Raw genomic sequence first — 16,057 nt, 5'->3', positions numbered from 1 at the left:
CCGGCGCACGGTCTCGCAGAGCGGGCGGATCCGGCCGCGCGCGCTCGTCCCACTGCTACGCTGCCCGGTAGAACACGTTTCAATTTCTATGGGAGATGCCATGGCAGCGCAGGTCCGCGATGTGGTCGAGCAGTATGTGAAATTGGTGGCCAGCGGCCCCACCGACGACGTGGTGAACCTCTACACCGCCGATGCCGTGGTGGAGGATCCGATCGGCAGCGAACCGCGCAAGGGTCACGATGCCATCCGCGAGATGTACGCCGCGCTCGAGCATATGCGGGGCCGCGAGACCGAGGTGCACTCCATCAAGGTCGCGGGTAAGCACGCCGCCGTCTCCTTCACCCTGATCGGGCATTTCGGCGATCAGAAGATGACGCTCTCGCCCATCGACATCATGGAATTCGACGATGACGGCAAGATCGTCTCCATGAAGGCGTACTGGGGCCCGGACAATATGGCAATGGGTCCCGCCTAGTCCCGACCGGCCTATTGCCCCCTTCCGCTTGCCGAATTACGGTGGGCGCACCGAATGATTCGGCAACGGAACGGGAGGGCCGATGCGAATCTCCTTGCACGGCACGGGGGATGGCATCCGGGTGCGCATGCGCCTCGAGGTGAATCGGCGACGCTGGCTGGCCTTGCAGATCATGCTGGGCATACTCGCGCTGCAAGGGTTGATCGTCGGGGCGTGGGCGGTGTTCGCACCGCACTCCTGGTACACCAGCTTCCCCGGCTTCGGTATGCGCTGGGTCGGCATGGACGGCCCGTACAACCATCACCTCGCCTCCGATGTCGGGGCGTTCTTCCTGGCCATGGCGGTGATGACGGGGGTCGCGCTGTGGTTCATGGACAGCCTGCTGGCCCGCGCCGCGGGCCTGGGCTGGCTGGTGTTCGGCATACCGCACCTGATCTATCACACCTTCCACCGGCCCGAGGCCATGGGCAATGCCAGCTTCACCCTCAGTGTCATCGCCGCCATCGCGCTACCCGCCCTCGGCCTGGCCTGCGTCCTGGTCGCCCCGCGTGAGCGCAGGCCCATTCCCGAGCCCGCCCCCTTCACCCTCAAATTTCCGCGTCGCGGCCGGTCGGGGACGCGTCCACCGCGATGAATTTCGCTGCCCCGCACCGTCGTAACAGGTGTAGTGCAGGCACCGATTTTCCTAGCAAAGGGATAAAGGTTCAACGGCGAACCACGGGGAGTCAACGGCGATTCCCGGCACGGGCGCGATCGAGTGATCGATCGTCACCGATTCCATAACACGCTCCGCCTGTGACACAGGACACCGCGCCCCACCGTCACGTTCGATGGACCTACCTCGTCCAAGGGATAACACCCGCGGATCGAAGGAGACCATTATGGGCGTCACCCGCATCCCCGTCGTCGGACCGAAGCAGGCCGGGCCCCTGACCCGAACCCTGTACTGGTTCATGAAGCGCCGCTTCGGTGAGGTGCCCGAGCCATTCACCGTCATCGCCAATCATCCGAAACTGTTCATGGCGGCATCCATTCACGAAACCCAGGTCGAACGCGCCTCGAAGGTGCTGCCCGCGAATATTCGCGAGATCGCGGTCTACCGGGTGGCCCGAACCGTCGGCTGCTCCTGGTGCGTGGACTTCGGCACCATGCTCATGCGCCTGGACGATCTGGACATCGACAAACTCCGCCATATCGATGACTATCCGACCCATCCGGCCTATACCGAGGACGAGCGCGCCGCCATCGCCTACGCCGACGCGGTCACCGCCACCCCGCCCACCGTCACCGATGAACAGGTCGCCGATCTGGCACAGCGCTTCGGCGACCGCGGCGTCATGGAACTGACCTATCAGATCGGCCTGGAGAATCTGCGCGCCCGCACGTATCACGCGCTCGGCATTACCGATCAGGGCTTCAGCCGGGATTCCTGCCGGGTGCCCTGGGCCTGAGGTCCGCGCTCGAACAACGAAGCGGCCCCGCGAGATTCGCATCTCGCGGGGCCGCTTCGAGGATCTGGGAACTTACGCCGACTTCTCGCGGCGCTCCGGGGACTGACGCTTGCGCGGCACGATGGTCGGCAGCACATTGTCGTTCACGGTGTCGGCATTGACGACGACCTTGGCGACATCGTCGCGGCTGGGGATGTCGTACATGACCGGGAGGAGGACCTCCTCCATGATGGCGCGCAGGCCACGGGCGCCCGTGCCGCGCAGAATCGCCTGATCCGCAACGGCTTCCAACGCGTCCTGGGTGAATTCCAGGTCCACGCCGTCCATTTCGAAGAGGCGCACGTACTGCTTGACCAGTGCGTTCTTCGGCTGGGCCAGAATACGGACGAGGGATTCCTTGTCCAGATTGGTGACCGAGGCGACGATCGGCAGACGACCGATGAATTCGGGGATGAGCCCGAACTTGATCAGATCCTCCGGCATCACATCGGCGAAGTGATCGGCGGTGTCGATCTCGGACTTGGAGCGGACCTCCGCGCCGAAACCGATGCCGCGCTTGCCGACTCGGTCCTGCACGATGCGCTCCAGGCCCGCGAACGCGCCCGCCACGATGAACAGCACATTGGTGGTGTCGATCTGGATGAACTCCTGGTGCGGATGCTTACGACCACCCTGCGGCGGCACCGAAGCCTGCGTACCTTCCAGAATCTTCAGCAGCGCCTGCTGCACACCCTCACCGGAGACGTCACGGGTGATGGAGGGGTTCTCCGACTTGCGGGCGATCTTGTCGACCTCGTCGATGTAGATGATGCCCGTCTCGGCGCGCTTCACATCGTAATCGGCGGCCTGGATCAGTTTGAGCAGGATGTTCTCGACATCCTCACCGACATAACCGGCTTCGGTCAGCGCGGTGGCGTCAGCGATGGCGAACGGCACGTTCAACATCTTGGCCAGCGTCTGCGCCAGATAGGTCTTACCGCAGCCGGTAGGACCGAGCATGAGGATGTTGGACTTCATCAACTCGACCGATTCGCCTCGGGAGTCGCGGCCCTTGTCCCCGGCCTGAATTCGCTTGTAGTGGTTGTACACAGCCACTGCCAGGGTTCTCTTCGCGGCGTCCTGCCCGATCACGTACTGCTCGAGGAAGTCGCGGATTTCCGCGGGCTTCGGCAGCTCATCGAGTTTGACCTCGCTGCTTTCCGCGAGCTCCTCCTCGATGATCTCGTTGCACAGATCGATGCACTCGTCGCAGATGTACACCCCTGGTCCCGCAATGAGCTTTTTGACCTGCTTCTGACTCTTCCCGCAGAAAGAGCACTTGAGCAGATCGCCGCCATCACCGATGCGCGCCATCTCCTGGGTCCCTACTTCCTTGTCCGCGTGCAACCATCTGTCTCGGTTGTCGGCGAAGTGCCACCTATAAAGCGTATGCCGTCCCCGGTGATTGCGGGTACGGCCGGTGCGGCGGGTGCCGACAACCACGAGCAAAGGTCCCTAGAGTGACCGTACCCGTTATCCGCGACCGAGGTCGACAACTTGGGCACGTTTCTCATCGGACATGTGCGTGGACTCACCCCTGTCCGGGTGGCGAGACGCACCGAACCTCGCCACCCGACCGCCTCACTTCTGTGCGCTGAGCTTGCGGTACTCGAAGACCTGATCGATGATCCCGTAGTCCTTCGCCTCCGCGGCGGTGAGGATCTTGTCGCGATCGGTGTCCTTGCGGATGACATCCGCGTCCTTGCCGGTGTGGTGCGCCAGCGTGGTCTCCATGAGACGGCGCATGCGCTCGATCTCGGCGGCCTGGATCTCCAGATCCGAGACCTGACCCTGGATACCGCCCGAAGTGGACGGCTGGTGGATCAGCACACGGGCGTTCGGCAGCGCGGCGCGCTTACCCGGCGCGCCGGCGGCCAGCAGGACGGCGGCGGCCGAGGCGGCCTGGCCCAGGCAGACGGTCGCGACATCGGCGCGCACGTACTGCATGGTGTCGTAGATGGCCATCAGCGCGGTGAACGAACCACCGGGCGAGTTGATGTACATCGTGATATCCCGGTCCGGGTCAAGGGATTCCAGCACCAGCAGCTGCGCCATGATGTCGTTCGCGGAGGTGTCGTCCACCTGCGCGCCGAGGAAGATGATGCGCTCCTCGAACAGCTTGTTGTACGGGTTGGACTCCTTGACACCGAAGCTCGAGTGCTCGACGAACGACGGCAGGATGTAGCGCGACTGCGGCAGTTGAGAACCGGCAGCGGCGAAGGTGATGCCCGCGGAGCGCGGATCCATCATGTTCGACATATGCGTCTCCAAATAAGTCAGGTGGGTGGGCGGCTTCAGCGGCTGGTCTGCGCGGCGCTGCTGATCACCCGGTCGATGAATCCGTACTCGAGCGCCTCCGCGGCGGTGAACCAGCGGTCGCGGTCGGCGTCGGCGGTGACCTGCTCGACGGACTTGCCGGTGAACTGCGCCTGCAGCTCGTTCATCTCACGCTTGGTGTACGCGAACTGCTCCGCCTGAATGGCGATATCCGCGGCCGAACCACCGATACCGGCCGAGGGCTGATGCATCATGATCCGCGCGTGCGGCAGTGCGAAACGCTTGCCCTTGGTACCCGCGGCGAGCAGGAACTGACCCATCGACGCGGCCAAACCCATTCCGACCGTGCGGATATCGCACTCGGCGAACTGCATGGTGTCGTAGATGGCCATTCCGGCGGTCACCGAACCACCGGGCGAGTTGATGTAGAGCTCGATGTCCTTGGTCGGATCCTCGGCCGAGAGCAACAGGATCTGAGCGCACAGCTTATTGGCGATGTCGTCGTCCACCTGGGTGCCCAGGAAGATGATGCGCTCACGCAGGAGCCGCTCGTACACCGAATCACTGAGGTTCAGACCAGCAGTCGCGGATGTCATGTGCACCCCTGCCTGATTGATTGTCACGGATACCTGCCCTCTCTCACCGGCTCGGTCCCACCAAGCCCCTACTGATCACTTGGAAGATTCAGTGCTGACACTGACCCTAACGAAACAGGGCGGCACCGAACTCCCGGTACCACCCTGCTTCGCTCACAGCGCAAAACCTACGGGGTCTTCGCCTCCGCAACCTACCCGGCCTGGGCCGAATCCGGTTGCCCGGCACCGACCTCGGTCTTTACTTGGCCTCGACCTCGGCGGCCGCGGTGGCGTCGGCGACCTCGGCCAGCTCCTCGGCGGAGACCTCTTCGGCCTCTTCGGCCGGGTTGCCGAACATTTCCGCGGTGTCCACGGCATTGCCCGCGGTGTCGGTGACGGTGGCCTGGACCACCACACCCGCGAGGGCCTTACCGCGGCGCACATCGGCGAAGACCGCACCCAGCTGACCGGCCTGCTGGATCTGCTGGATGAACTGATCGGGCGACATGCCATAGCGCTGCGCCTGGAAGATGATCCGCTCGTACAGCTCGTCCTGGCCGACCTGGGTGTTCTCCGCCTCGGCGACGGCGTCCAGGAGCAGCTGGGTCTTGACCGACTTCTCGGCCGACTCCTTGGTGTCCTTGTCGAACTCCTCGCGGGAGGAGCCCTGCGCCTCGAGCGCCTCGGCCAGCTTGGCCTCGTCGTGGTCGAAACCGTGCACGGCGTCGTGCAGCACGGCGTCGATCTCGGCCTGGACGACCTTCTCCGGCAGCGGGATCTCGACGGTCTCCAGCAGGGTCTCGAGGACCTTGTCGCGGATGGCGCCGGCCTGCTCGACCTTCTTGACGCGCTCGACGCGGCCCTTGAGGTCTTCCTTCAGCTCGTCGATGGTGTCGAATTCGCTTGCCAGCTGGGCGAACTCGTCATCGGCCTCGGGCAGCTCGCGCTCCTTGACCGACTGCACGGTCACGGTGATGACGGCTTCCTTGCCCGCGTGCTCTCCGGCGACCAGCTTGGAGGTGAAGTCCTTGGACTCCTCCGCCTTCAGGCCGATCAGGGTCTCGTCGAGGCCCTCGATGAGCTGGCCCGAACCGACCTCGTGCGACAGGCCGGTGGTGCTGGCCTCTTCGACCTCGACGCCGTCGACGGTGGCCGACAGGTCGATGGACACGAAGTCGCCATCGGCGATGGCGCGGTCGACCGCGGTCAGGGTGCCGAAGCGCTGACGCAGCGAGTTCAGCTGCTCCTCGATGTCCTCGTCCTTGATCTCGATCGGATCGACGCTGACGGCGATGGCCGAGAAGTCGGGGAGGGTGATCTCCGGGCGGACGTCGACCTCGGCGGTGAACGCCAGCTCTTCGCCGTCTTCGATCTTGGTGATCTCGATCTCGGGCTGGCCGATGACCTTGACCTCGGTGGCGATCACAGCGTCGCTGTAGCGCTTGGGCAGGACGTCATTGACGACCTGCTCCAGCACCGCGCCGCGGCCCACACGCGCCTCGATCAGCTTCGCGGGCGCCTTGCCCGGACGGAAGCCGGGAATGCGGATCTGCCCTGCGAGCGCCTTGTATGCCTTGTCGAAATCCGGCTTCAGCTCCTCGAAGGGCACCTCGACGTTAATCCGGACCCGGGTCGGGCTCAGCTGCTCGACGGTGCTCTTCACGGACATGCTCCTTGTTCGTTGATTCTTGGTTGACGTCTAGGTTCCCCCCGAACGCATCCCGACCAGGTTAGTCGACGGTTCTGGGCGCAGCGCAATCGGATGTGTCAGGGGAACGCGACGACTGATTCAGCGAGTCGGGGGTAACTCCGGGGTACTCCCCAGAACCCAACCCGCACCCCCGCCGGCCCGGAACGGGGCCGGTGGGGGCACCCAACGCCCGGCTGAAGGCGCGGAGAGGCGGGTTAGACCTTGACGGCGTCGGTCACGAAGACGAGGGTCTCGTACGGCTTCATCCCGCGGCCGCCCGCGCCGTAACCGAGGTCCGGCGGGACGATCAGCAGTCGGCGCGCGCCCTGCTGGACCCCGACCAGGCCCTGATCCCAGCCCTTGATGACCTCGCCCGCGCCCAGGGTGAGCGTGAACGGCTCGCCGCGGTCGAAGGAGCTGTCCAGTTTCTTCTTGTCTGACCAGGTGATCAGGGAGTAGTTCATGGTCAGCTTCTGACCGGACTGCGCGCCCGGACCGCTGCCCGGGGCCAGATCCTTGGTGATCAGCGTCTTGGGCGGATCGCAGTCGTCCGGAATCGTGATGGTGGGGGCCGTGCCGAAGCCGCCGTCGACCTTGATGTCGTCCGCGGTGCACTCACGGCCCTTGGACCGGGTCTGCGCCGCCGACTGCTGCTGTGCCGCAGTCGAAGTCGTGGCCTTGGCCGTGGTCGTCGCATCCGCCTTGGAGTCGTCGCCGCTCCCGCAGCCCGCCATCACCAGCACCGCGGCCGCCACCGCGCCGATCGCACCGACCTTGCCCACCACGCGCATACCCGCTCCTGCCAGTCATCGGACGCCGCAAGGCTTGCGGCACCGCGCCGAAACTACACGGTCGTGCGGAAATGCGTTTGCCGGGTTTGCGGGGGTACGGGAGCATCGACCGGGTGCTGCTGACAATCACCTGTACACGACCGGATGGCGCCGCCTGGGCGGCGAGTGAACTGGGATACCTGCTGCACAAGAACCCCGGGAGGGCGCAAAGCTTCGAGCAGTCCTACGGGGTGGCGCATGTGCTGTACCCCGAGGCGGGCGACGAACGCTGCACGGCGGCACTGCTGCTGGAGATCGATCCGGTGCGATTGGTGCGCGGAAAGACCAAGGGCGCAGCGGAATTCAGCCTCGGACAGTATGTGAACGATCGGCCGTACGCGGCGTCGTCACTGCTGTCGGTGGCCATCTCCACGGTGTTCGGGTCCGCCCTGCACGGGCGTTGCGCGCGGCGACCGGAATTGGCGGAGACGGAACTGCCGCTGCGGATCGAGTTGCCCGCGGTGCCGTGCAAGGGCGGGGCGGACGCGGCCGAACAGGTCTTCGGACCGCTGGGCTGGACGGTCGAGGCCACTCCCCTGCCGCTGGACCCCGCTTTTCCGGAGTGGGGGGATTCGCATTATCTGCGGTTGACGCTGACCGGCACGCTGCGACTGTCGGACGCGCTGTCGCACCTGTACGTGCTGCTGCCCGTGCTGGACGGGAGCAAGCACTACTTCCTGGATGCGGCCGAGGTCGACAAGCTGTTGCGCTTCGGGGCCGGGTGGCTGAATTCCCATCCGGCGCGGGATTGGATCACACGGCGGTACCTGGCGCGGCGGCATTCGCTGGTGCGCACCGCGCTGGCCCGGCTGGCCGAGTTGGATGATCTCGAGCCCGAGCAGTTCGGGGCGGTCGATGTGAATATCGACGAGTTGGCGCAGGATGTCGCGGCGGCCACCGCGGCGGTGCGGGCCGCCGAGCGGGACGGGGCGGCGGGGGACGTGTTCCCCACCGTGGCAAGGGAATCCGAGGCGGGGAACGCGGGTGGTCTTCTCACACAGGACGAACCGGTGTGCACGACTGCCGCGGAGTGCGACGCAGCGGACCAAGCCCCGGTACTGTCGCTCGCGGTGATGCGGCGGTCGGCCGTGCTGGCCGCACTGCGCTCGGTCGGTGCGCAGCGGGTACTGGATCTGGGCTGCGGTGAGGGCGCGCTGCTGCGCGAGCTGATCGCGGATCGATCGTTCGATGAGATTGTGGGCATTGATGTCTCGGTGCGCTCGCTGCGCATCGCGGAGCGGCGGATGCGACGACTGCCGCTGTGGCAGACGCAGCGGGTCGGCATCCGCCAGGGTGCGCTCACCTATACCGATGCCTCGCTGCGCGGCTACGACGCCGCGGTGCTCATGGAGGTGATCGAGCACGTCGACGAGAACCGGCTGAACGCGTTGGAGCAGGCGGTATTCGGTGCCGCCGCCCCCGGAGCGGTGATCGTGACGACACCGAACGGGGAGTACAACGTGCTCTACGAGGGTCTGGCGCACGGTGCTTTCCGGCACTCTGATCACCGATTCGAGTGGAGCCGCGCCGAATTCGCCGAATGGGCGGCGCGGGTCGGCGCAACCTACGGCTATCGGGTGCGTTTCGAACCCATCGGCCTGATCGATGACGAACTCGGCGCGCCGACGCAGATGGCGGTCTTCACCAAGACCGCGAATGACGAGAAGGGAGCCGCGCAATGACGGAGCTCTCCATCCCCGAACTGTCGCTGGTGGTGCTGATCGGCAGCACCGGTTCCGGTAAATCCACCTTCGCGCGCAAGCACTTTCGCGAAACGGCGATCATCTCCTCGGACGCGTGTCGCGGCATCGTCAGCGATGACGAGAACGATCAGGCGGCCACGCCCGAGGCGTTCGCGCTACTGCACCATATCGCCGGGGTGCGGTTGCGGCGCGGGCTGCGCACGGTGGTCGACGCCACCAACGTGCAGCCGAAGGCGCGCCAGGAGTTGATCGAATTGGCGCGGGCGCACGATGTGCTGCCGGTGGCCATTGTGCTCGATGTGCCCGAGCAGGAGTGCCTGCGGCGCAATGCCTCTCGGCCCGATCGGGATTTCGGGCCGCATGTGGTCGCGCGGCAGCAGCGCGATCTGCGGCGCGGTCTGCGATTCCTGGAGCGGGAGGGTTTCCGCCGGGTGCACGTGCTGCACGGCGCCGCCGAGATCGAGGCGACGACCATTGTGAACGAGCGGCTGTGGAACGACCGCCGGGATCTGACCGGGCCGTTCGATGTGATCGGCGATGTGCACGGCTGCCGCTCCGAATTGGAGACGCTACTGGGCGCACTCGGGTATGCGGTAGTACGCGATACCGCCGGACGGGCGGTGGACGCGCGGCATCCGGAGGGTCGGACCGCGGTGTTCGTCGGCGATCTGGTGGATCGCGGGCCGGACACCCCGGGCGTGCTGCGCCTGGTCATGGGCATGGTCTCGGCGAAAAACGCTCTGTGCGTCACCGGAAATCACGAGTCCAAGCTGGTGCGCGCACTGGACGGCCGCAAGGTGCGGACCACGCACGGGCTGGCCGAATCGCTGACGCAGCTCGAGGGTGAGGATCCCGAATTCCGCAAGGCCGCACTGGAATTCATGCGCGGGCTGATCAGCCACTATGTGCTGGACGACGGCAATCTCGTGGTGGCGCACGCCGGACTGAAGGAGCAGTTCCAGGGGCGCGCCTCCGGACGGGTCCGGGAATTCGCCATGTACGGCGAATCCACCGGTGAGACAGACGAATACGGGCTGCCGGTGCGCTACCCGTGGGCCAATGACTATCGGGGCCGGGCGCTCGTGCTGTACGGGCACACCCCGATGGCCGAGCTGGTGTGGGTGAACAACACCCTCTGCCTCGATACCGGCGTAGTGTTCGGCGGCCGCCTCACCGCGCTGCGCTATCCGGAGCGGGAGCCGGTTTCGGTTGCGGCCGAACAGGTCTGGTACGAGCCGACGCGACCGCTAGAGACGCCCAGCGTCGTGCCCGGCATCGGGATGGTGCACCGCGATCCCGGCGTCCTCGATCTCGACGACGTGATCGGCCGCCGGGTGGTGGAGACCCGCTATCTGGCGCGGGTCGGCGTACAGGAGGAGGCGGCCAGTGCGGCGCTGGAGGTGATGAGCCGGTTCGCGGTCGATCCGCGCTGGCTGGTCTATCTGCCGCCGACCATGTCGCCCTGTGCCACTTCGACACTCGACGGATATCTGGAGCATCCGGCGCAGGCGTTCGAGTACTACCGCTCCGAAGGCGTGGAGACCGTGGTGTGCGAGGACAAGCACATGGGGTCGCGGGCAGTCCTCGTGGTGGCGCGCTCGGCCGCCGCCGCCCGCGATCGATTCGGGGTGACCGACGGCAGCACCGGTGCGGTGTACACCCGGACCGGACGACCGTTCTTCGATGATCCCGACCGGGGTGAGACGCTGCTCGCGCGCGTGCGGGACGCGGCCGAAAAAGCCGGGCTCTTCGAGGAATTGGGCACCGAATGGCTCGCCCTGGACACCGAACTGCTGCCGTGGTCCGCCAAGGCGATGGGCTTGCTGCGCACCCAGTACGCGGCGGTCGGCGCGGCGGCGCGGACCGCACTCGGCGCGGCGACTCAGGTGCTGGACGCGGTGCGCGAACGCGGAGTGGACGTCACCGATCTCGCCGCGCGGACCGCCGACCGGGCGACCGACGCGGCGGCCTTCACCACCGCCTACGGCCGCTACTGCTGGCCGGTCGAGGGGCTGACCGGCATACGCCTGGCACCGTTCCAGATCCTGGCCGCGCAGGGCGTCAATTACGCGGTGCGCGAGCACAATTGGCACCTGGAGCGGATCGACCGGCTCGTCGGGGCGGATCCGGAGCTGTTCACGCCCACCCGGCGTACGGTGGTGCACCTGGCCGATCCGGACAGCGAAGCCGCCGCCACCGCCTGGTGGACCGCCCTCACCGCCGCCGGTGGTGAGGGCATGGTGGTCAAGCCGACCGAATCACTGGTCACCGGCGGCGGCACCCGCAGCGGCCGACCGGTCCAGCCGGGCGTGAAATGCCGTGGTCCCGAATACCTCCGGATCATCTACGGCCCCGAATACCTGCGCCCCGCCAACCTGAGCCGCCTGCGCCGCCGCGGCCTCGGCGGCAAACGCTCCCTCGCCCTGCGCGAATACGCCCTCGGCCTGGAAGCCCTGGACCGCTTCGTCACCGGCGAACCCCTCTGGCGCGTACACGAAGCCGTCTTCGCGATCCTGGCCCTGGAAACCGAACCGATCGACCCCCGCCTGTAACGCGACCCATATCGGTATAGACGGTCTCACCCGCCTCCGCCCGCGGCTCAGTCGGGACGCCCGGGGCGCCTGCACAGGGGGCGTCCGGTCCATCAGTGTGGCTGGTGGACCGGACGCCGCCGTGCCCGGTGCGGACCGTAGGAGTCCGGCCCGTACCGCCCCTCGATTCACCCGGTCGTACGCGGGGAGGTCAGGTCGTAGAGCGTGACCCCGTCCACCTGGACCGCGGTGTAATGATCTTTTACCCACGCGGTGATCTTCGAACCCTCGGGTGGGGCTCTCGGCGCAGCCCGCTAGGACCCCGCGAGTTCGGCGAGGCGGTCGAGGAAGGGGCGCTGGCCCTTGCCGAGTTTCTCCCGGGCGAGGTCGAGGGTGAACCATTCGGCGCGGTCGATCTCCGGGAACTGCTGGATGCGGCCGGAGCGCGGTGGCCATTCCATGTCGAAGGTGCCGGGGACCACCGAGCCCGGATCGAGATCGCCCGCTACTGCCCAGACGGTGACCTGTTTGCGGCCGCGACCGCTGCCGTATTCGACCTCGCCGAGCGGGAGCCAGTCACCGTCCGGGACGGGGAGGCCGAGTTCCTCGGTGAATTCGCGGGCCGCGGCGGCACGCGCCTGCTCCTGTTCGGGTTCGTACTCGCCCTTGGGGATGGACCAGGCGGCCGCGTCCTTCTTCGCCCAGAGCGGGCCGCCCATATGTCCGAGCAGAACTTCCAGGGTGGGGGTGCGGCGGAAGAGCAGAACGCCCGCGCTGTACCTGAGGGTCATGAGCGCAGTGTGCCTCGTTCTGCTGGCAGCGGCACATCCGGGGCGCTATCCTGAGCGACGCGTCAGCGAACTTGTTTTCGCTGCCTTCGCTCCGGCCGAAACATGATCGGCCACTATGCGTTCCACTGAGCTTCTCCGGCTGGATCTCGACCGAACCTGATGACGATTGGATACCGCATGGAGTTCCGCAGCGCCACCGCGGCCGCCTCCCTCGTGATCGGCGCACTGACCGCGGCAACCGGCCTGGCGAATGCCGAGCCCGCTGCACCCCAGCAGATCGCGTACTCCGCGAAGCTGGTGGACAAAACGGTCGTCACCACACTGAAGGGTGGCACCTTCGAACTCTCCCGAGCGCTCGGCTCGGACCCGACCACCCGGCTGACCGAACACGACGGCGTGGTCACCGCCGCCGACGGTCAGCCCATCGATCCGGCCGACATCGTGAATGTGATCGATGTGAAGGACGATCGGGGCGGCGTGCTGCTCACCCTGCCGCTCGAATTCCATCTGGCCGGGGTCGATGTGCCGGTCGTGCCCGAGGTGCAGCGGGGCAATACGGTCCTGGTGCTGACCCCGGACAAGCCCGCGGGTGTCCTTGCCGCACAACCGCTCACGGTGAAACCGGTCGCCTCCGCGAACGAGAACACCCTCGCGCTCAATAGTTTCACCACCCAGTTCGGCCTGGCCACCACCATCGGCACCTTCATCGGCACCGCCCTGGGCGCGACCATCGGTTGCTTCGTCACCCTGCCCGCCGGTTGCGTTCCCGGGCTCACCATGGGCGCCGCGGTGGGCGGCATCATCGGTTCGATCGCGGTCGGCAGCCCCACCCTGGTCGCCGCCGGTATCGACCTGCTCACCACCATGCAGGCCGCGGACGGCACCACCAAGTGGGCGGACAAGCCCAAACCGGCCCCGGCCGCACCCGCGACCACCCAGCCGCAGGCGCAACCGGCCGATCAGCCGAAATAGTCGGCGAAGTACGCCCTCGAATACGCACTGGCACACCGCCTTCCGGCAGCCAACTGCCGGGTGCGCTCGACTCGATCGAACGCATCCACGTGCCGTCGCCAGCGCTTGTTGCCCAGACCGTTTCCGCGCGACTTTTCACGGATGGGAATAGCCACGGTTTCCCCCTCATGCGGATGGTAAGCGTCCGAACCTACCGCGAGAAACGTTCAGCCGCTGGCGATCCCATCAGTAGACTTATGGGTACGGCTGGTCGCCTCGCCTGCCGATAGCTGTGCGGATCAACATCCGCGCTTTGTCCCCTGTAACCGCTTGGCCCGCAAGAAGTTCAAACGCGCGGCTAAACGCGGCTACCTCCCGAGGCTGCGTGGTGGTCATGGCAGCGGTCACGCCTTCGGCTACGGCCATCCGGTTGTCATAAATGACGAAATTCGTTGGGGAGACCAGATATTGGGCCATCATCGGGACGATCCCCAGAAGAACTCGAGGCAGGGACATAGCCGTAACCAAGCGATCCAATTGCCCGTACATCACGCCGTCGTCACCCACGGTCGTATAGAGCGCCTGTTCTCCGATGAGATAGTGAACGCGCCGCATCCCCCGGTACAGGAATTGCTGTTGCCGCTCCATACGTGCGGCTACCGCTTCCTCTGCGTCATTCGGCGTTTGATTGAACTCAGCCACCCGGTGGAACATGGCCTCGGCGTACTCCGGAGTGTGCAGAAGTCCGGGGACCAGGGCCGGATCGTAACCGCGAATCAGGCCGGTTTCCGACTCGATTTGGTTGACCTGCTGCTGCACTCGGCCCATGCCGGTTCCGAGTGAACGCCGCCATTCGAGGTAGGCAGCATCAACGTTGCGGAGGGTGGCGACAAGGTCCGATATGTGCGCCTCGGCTTCGGTGTGCTCGCACCACGTCCGGATATCGTCCTCGGTCGGCATCTGCTTGCCGTACTCGATCTTCGAGACCTTCGAAGGATGCCAGGCCGCCAAGTCGGCAAGCTGACGGCCGGATAGACCGGCATCCCGGCGAAGGTCTCGAAGTTGTTGCCCGAGCGCCTCCCGAGCTTTGTGGACGTTGGTCACGCAGTGACGGTAGTCCGGCGGTATTCGGCGTAGGGGATCGCTTGCCGCCACACGGCGTCGCGAACCCGCGCACACCGCTGCGCTAATGTCGGGTCGTTCGTGACCGCTGCCCCAGCTGCCGCCCCGTCCGGGGTAAACAGCGTGTAGGCGACCGTGCGGTCATCGAACAGCCAGTAGTCGTCGGTCGTCAGATCGTCAGCGTCGACAAGATGACGCGGTAGGTACCGGATATCCTCGCCTGCTTCGATATTCATCGGCGACACCACCAAGCTCCAGCGGACGTAGTCGGCGTGCGGCACTGTGACCACCCGCGCCCGCGTGAAAACGACTCCGCGCTTCGTTGATTCACGGACAAGATCGAACCAGCCTTGCAACCAGGCATAGTTGTCCGTTTCGCCGCTCAGGAACTTCCGGAACGGCTCGGATTCCTCCGGCGTCTCGTACACATCCTGCACCTCGAGGTGAAACGCCGACCTCTGACATGACCGGAACATATCCGTGAACGCACGGTCAGTTACGTGGAACATCGCGACGAATCTCTTTCCCTACGGGAACTTCGATGGCGCGCTCATGGGGCGGAAGATCCATCTGCGCCAACGCTTCCGGGTCGGTCACCGGTTCACCCGTAAGCGTGAACGTACCGTGTCCCGTGTCGTGCAGCAGAGTTCCGAGGCATGTGCCGGGCCTGAGATACGCGAGCAGGGGGTGGGGAATTTCGATCAGTTCAGGCTGACCGGGCACCCGCCATCCTTGGGTTACGTAGGTGTCCCGGTCCGAGGCCCATAGCGTGGGGGAATGGTTGCCTTGGGTGTTCTTGCCGAGGAATTGCAACAACATGGCTTGCCTCCGTAGGAGAGTTCCAGACCCTCAGTATGGCGAGAAATACTCCGCATGATCGCCGAATCTTGAAGCAATCTCAAGCAATTTCCTGTTCTTGCAACAGCTCTCGTCCCTAGCGTCGACTCATGGCGTTCGGGGCCGGTTGCGAGAGGCCCGGCCTCGGACCGCCTATCAGCATCGAGAGGGGCGGACATGCCGAAGGGCGGTAAGGCCACATGGGTTCACGACGATTGCGGGAAGAGCTGGATACATCCTCTAGACGTGAAGCGCGCCAACGGAATCGTTGCGATTCACGAACAGTGCGATCCGCCGTGTCCACGCAAGATCACCGCTTCCGAGTACCTCGAACGGCAGGGGGCGACCGAACCGAGGTTGATGCGATGAGGCGCGAGGTGAGAGCGGTTGTGTGGCTGGACACTTCGCTGCTGGCCGATCCGGTCGCGCTCGACCGCGCCGAGCGTCAAGCCTGCCAACGAGCTACAGAACTCGATGCGCGGGTGGTGCGGACCGTCAAAGGCGTCTGGACCACCATCAGCCAAACGGCCATCCTCTACGGCGTACTGCACTCGCAAGATGCCCCGTTGTTGATCACGCCGACGCTCGAACACGTAGGCGGATCGGAAGATCCGGCGACCGAGATCGCGGAGCTAGCCACGATCGAACCGGCGCAGGTGTTTCGTTGGTGCACCCCGCTGACGAAGTCGATCAAGCGCCAGTTCGAGCAATACCGGCGAGGGGATCCGTCCGTATGCGTTGGCTAGCGGTAACGCTCATCAGCTTGATATCCAGCTTCGCCGCCA

At 65.7% G+C, this 16,057-nt stretch carries 16 protein-coding genes; 7 read left to right on the top strand and 9 right to left on the bottom strand.

Features of this window, described 5'->3' with window-relative positions; all coding sequences use genetic code 11:
* Window positions 1–100 precede the first annotated feature (100 nt).
* From NA10_RS09320 to NA10_RS09310, 3 genes are all read left to right on the top strand, one after another.
* Window positions 101–475, top strand: a complete 375-nt coding sequence (locus tag NA10_RS09320) for a nuclear transport factor 2 family protein (RefSeq protein ID WP_084514450.1) — start codon at window positions 101–103, stop codon at window positions 473–475.
* 82 nt (window positions 476–557) lie between these two features.
* A complete protein-coding gene (locus tag NA10_RS09315; RefSeq protein WP_067566005.1) occupies window positions 558–1,109 on the top strand; it encodes a hypothetical protein in 552 nt (183 codons plus the stop codon).
* Between the two features lie 247 nt (window positions 1,110–1,356).
* Window positions 1,357–1,926 (top strand): carboxymuconolactone decarboxylase family protein, encoded by a 570-nt coding sequence (locus NA10_RS09310; RefSeq protein ID WP_067566002.1) that lies wholly within the window; start codon window positions 1,357–1,359, stop codon window positions 1,924–1,926.
* Between the two features lie 72 nt (window positions 1,927–1,998).
* Here the strand turns inward: NA10_RS09310 and clpX are convergent, their stop codons facing one another.
* From clpX to NA10_RS09285, 5 genes are all read right to left on the bottom strand, one after another.
* Window positions 1,999–3,279: an ATP-dependent Clp protease ATP-binding subunit ClpX gene (clpX, locus tag NA10_RS09305; RefSeq protein WP_067565998.1), complete on the bottom strand. Its 1,281-nt coding sequence runs from the start codon at window positions 3,277–3,279 to the stop codon at window positions 1,999–2,001.
* Window positions 3,280–3,546: 267 nt separating this feature from the next.
* Window positions 3,547–4,215: an ATP-dependent Clp protease proteolytic subunit gene (locus tag NA10_RS09300; RefSeq protein ID WP_373862351.1), complete on the bottom strand. Its 669-nt coding sequence runs from the start codon at window positions 4,213–4,215 to the stop codon at window positions 3,547–3,549.
* A 44-nt stretch (window positions 4,216–4,259) separates the two neighbouring features.
* A complete protein-coding gene (locus NA10_RS09295; protein ID WP_067566150.1) occupies window positions 4,260–4,838 on the bottom strand; it encodes an ATP-dependent Clp protease proteolytic subunit in 579 nt (192 codons plus the stop codon).
* A 238-nt stretch (window positions 4,839–5,076) separates the two neighbouring features.
* Window positions 5,077–6,480 (bottom strand): trigger factor, encoded by a 1,404-nt coding sequence (gene tig, locus NA10_RS09290; protein ID WP_067566148.1) that lies wholly within the window; start codon window positions 6,478–6,480, stop codon window positions 5,077–5,079.
* Window positions 6,481–6,722: 242 nt separating this feature from the next.
* Window positions 6,723–7,298: an FKBP-type peptidyl-prolyl cis-trans isomerase gene (locus NA10_RS09285; RefSeq protein WP_067565992.1), complete on the bottom strand. Its 576-nt coding sequence runs from the start codon at window positions 7,296–7,298 to the stop codon at window positions 6,723–6,725.
* 113 nt (window positions 7,299–7,411) lie between these two features.
* Between NA10_RS09285 and NA10_RS09280 the strand changes: the two genes are divergently transcribed.
* Window positions 7,412–9,019, top strand: a complete 1,608-nt coding sequence (locus tag NA10_RS09280) for a 3' terminal RNA ribose 2'-O-methyltransferase Hen1 (protein WP_067566146.1) — start codon at window positions 7,412–7,414, stop codon at window positions 9,017–9,019.
* Entirely contained in the window at window positions 9,016–11,592 is a 2,577-nt protein-coding gene (locus tag NA10_RS09275) for a polynucleotide kinase-phosphatase (protein WP_067565988.1), read from the top strand. Before NA10_RS09280 ends, NA10_RS09275 begins: the two co-directional genes overlap by 4 nt.
* A 293-nt stretch (window positions 11,593–11,885) precedes the next feature.
* On the opposite strand, the gene NA10_RS09270 is transcribed toward NA10_RS09275, so the two are convergent.
* Entirely contained in the window at window positions 11,886–12,362 is a 477-nt protein-coding gene (locus tag NA10_RS09270) for an NUDIX hydrolase (protein WP_067565985.1), read from the bottom strand.
* 159 nt (window positions 12,363–12,521) lie between these two features.
* Between NA10_RS09270 and NA10_RS09265 the strand changes: the two genes are divergently transcribed.
* Window positions 12,522–13,334 (top strand): DUF8020 domain-containing protein, encoded by an 813-nt coding sequence (locus tag NA10_RS09265; RefSeq protein ID WP_245677108.1) that lies wholly within the window; start codon window positions 12,522–12,524, stop codon window positions 13,332–13,334.
* 234 nt (window positions 13,335–13,568) lie between these two features.
* Here the strand turns inward: NA10_RS09265 and NA10_RS09260 are convergent, their stop codons facing one another.
* The 3 genes from NA10_RS09260 to NA10_RS35395 are packed head-to-tail and all read right to left on the bottom strand — an operon-like array spanning window position 13,569 to window position 15,254.
* Window positions 13,569–14,417, bottom strand: coding sequence for a helix-turn-helix domain-containing protein (locus NA10_RS09260; RefSeq protein ID WP_067565979.1), 849 nt, complete (start codon window positions 14,415–14,417; stop codon window positions 13,569–13,571).
* Complete coding sequence (locus tag NA10_RS09255; protein ID WP_373862350.1) at window positions 14,414–14,911, bottom strand: DUF6879 family protein; 498 nt, start codon at window positions 14,909–14,911, stop codon at window positions 14,414–14,416. The genes NA10_RS09260 and NA10_RS09255 overlap by 4 nt, the downstream gene beginning before the upstream one ends.
* A 16-nt stretch (window positions 14,912–14,927) precedes the next feature.
* The gene (locus tag NA10_RS35395; protein ID WP_084514448.1) at window positions 14,928–15,254 is read right to left on the bottom strand and encodes a hypothetical protein; all 327 of its coding nucleotides are present in this window, start codon (window positions 15,252–15,254) and stop codon (window positions 14,928–14,930) included.
* 383 nt (window positions 15,255–15,637) lie between these two features.
* On the opposite strand from NA10_RS35395, the gene NA10_RS09250 reads away from it, so the two are divergent.
* Entirely contained in the window at window positions 15,638–16,018 is a 381-nt protein-coding gene (locus tag NA10_RS09250; protein ID WP_067565973.1) for a hypothetical protein, read from the top strand.
* Window positions 16,019–16,057: the final 39 nt, after the last annotated feature.

It is taken from the genome of Nocardia acidivorans NBRC 108247, from assembly GCF_001625085.1.
In the GTDB taxonomy this organism is placed as follows: Bacteria; Actinomycetota; Actinomycetes; order Mycobacteriales; family Mycobacteriaceae; genus Nocardia; species Nocardia acidivorans.
This window is presented reverse-complemented; position numbering and strand designations above follow the sequence as displayed.

What these genes read in the sequence shown, in the direction of transcription:
- NA10_RS09320 (WP_084514450.1), top strand. Translation starts at nt 101, where the DNA reads ATGGCAGCGCAGGTCCGCGATGTGGTCGAGCAGTATGTGAAATTGGTG.
- NA10_RS09315 (WP_067566005.1), top strand. Translation starts at nt 558, where the DNA reads ATGCGAATCTCCTTGCACGGCACGGGGGATGGCATCCGGGTGCGCATG.
- NA10_RS09310 (WP_067566002.1), top strand. Translation starts at nt 1,357, where the DNA reads ATGGGCGTCACCCGCATCCCCGTCGTCGGACCGAAGCAGGCCGGGCCC.
- clpX (WP_067565998.1), bottom strand. Translation starts at nt 3,279, where the DNA reads ATGGCGCGCATCGGTGATGGCGGCGATCTGCTCAAGTGCTCTTTCTGC.
- NA10_RS09300 (WP_373862351.1), bottom strand. Translation starts at nt 4,215, where the DNA reads ATGATGGATCCGCGCTCCGCGGGCATCACCTTCGCCGCTGCCGGTTCT.
- NA10_RS09295 (WP_067566150.1), bottom strand. Translation starts at nt 4,838, where the DNA reads ATGACATCCGCGACTGCTGGTCTGAACCTCAGTGATTCGGTGTACGAG.
- NA10_RS09285 (WP_067565992.1), bottom strand. Translation starts at nt 7,298, where the DNA reads ATGCGCGTGGTGGGCAAGGTCGGTGCGATCGGCGCGGTGGCGGCCGCG.
- NA10_RS09275 (WP_067565988.1), top strand. Translation starts at nt 9,016, where the DNA reads ATGACGGAGCTCTCCATCCCCGAACTGTCGCTGGTGGTGCTGATCGGC.
- NA10_RS09270 (WP_067565985.1), bottom strand. Translation starts at nt 12,362, where the DNA reads ATGACCCTCAGGTACAGCGCGGGCGTTCTGCTCTTCCGCCGCACCCCC.
- NA10_RS09265 (WP_245677108.1), top strand. Translation starts at nt 12,522, where the DNA reads ATGACGATTGGATACCGCATGGAGTTCCGCAGCGCCACCGCGGCCGCC.
- NA10_RS09255 (WP_373862350.1), bottom strand. Translation starts at nt 14,911, where the DNA reads ATGTTCCGGTCATGTCAGAGGTCGGCGTTTCACCTCGAGGTGCAGGAT.
- NA10_RS35395 (WP_084514448.1), bottom strand. Translation starts at nt 15,254, where the DNA reads ATGTTGTTGCAATTCCTCGGCAAGAACACCCAAGGCAACCATTCCCCC.
- NA10_RS09250 (WP_067565973.1), top strand. Translation starts at nt 15,638, where the DNA reads ATGAGGCGCGAGGTGAGAGCGGTTGTGTGGCTGGACACTTCGCTGCTG.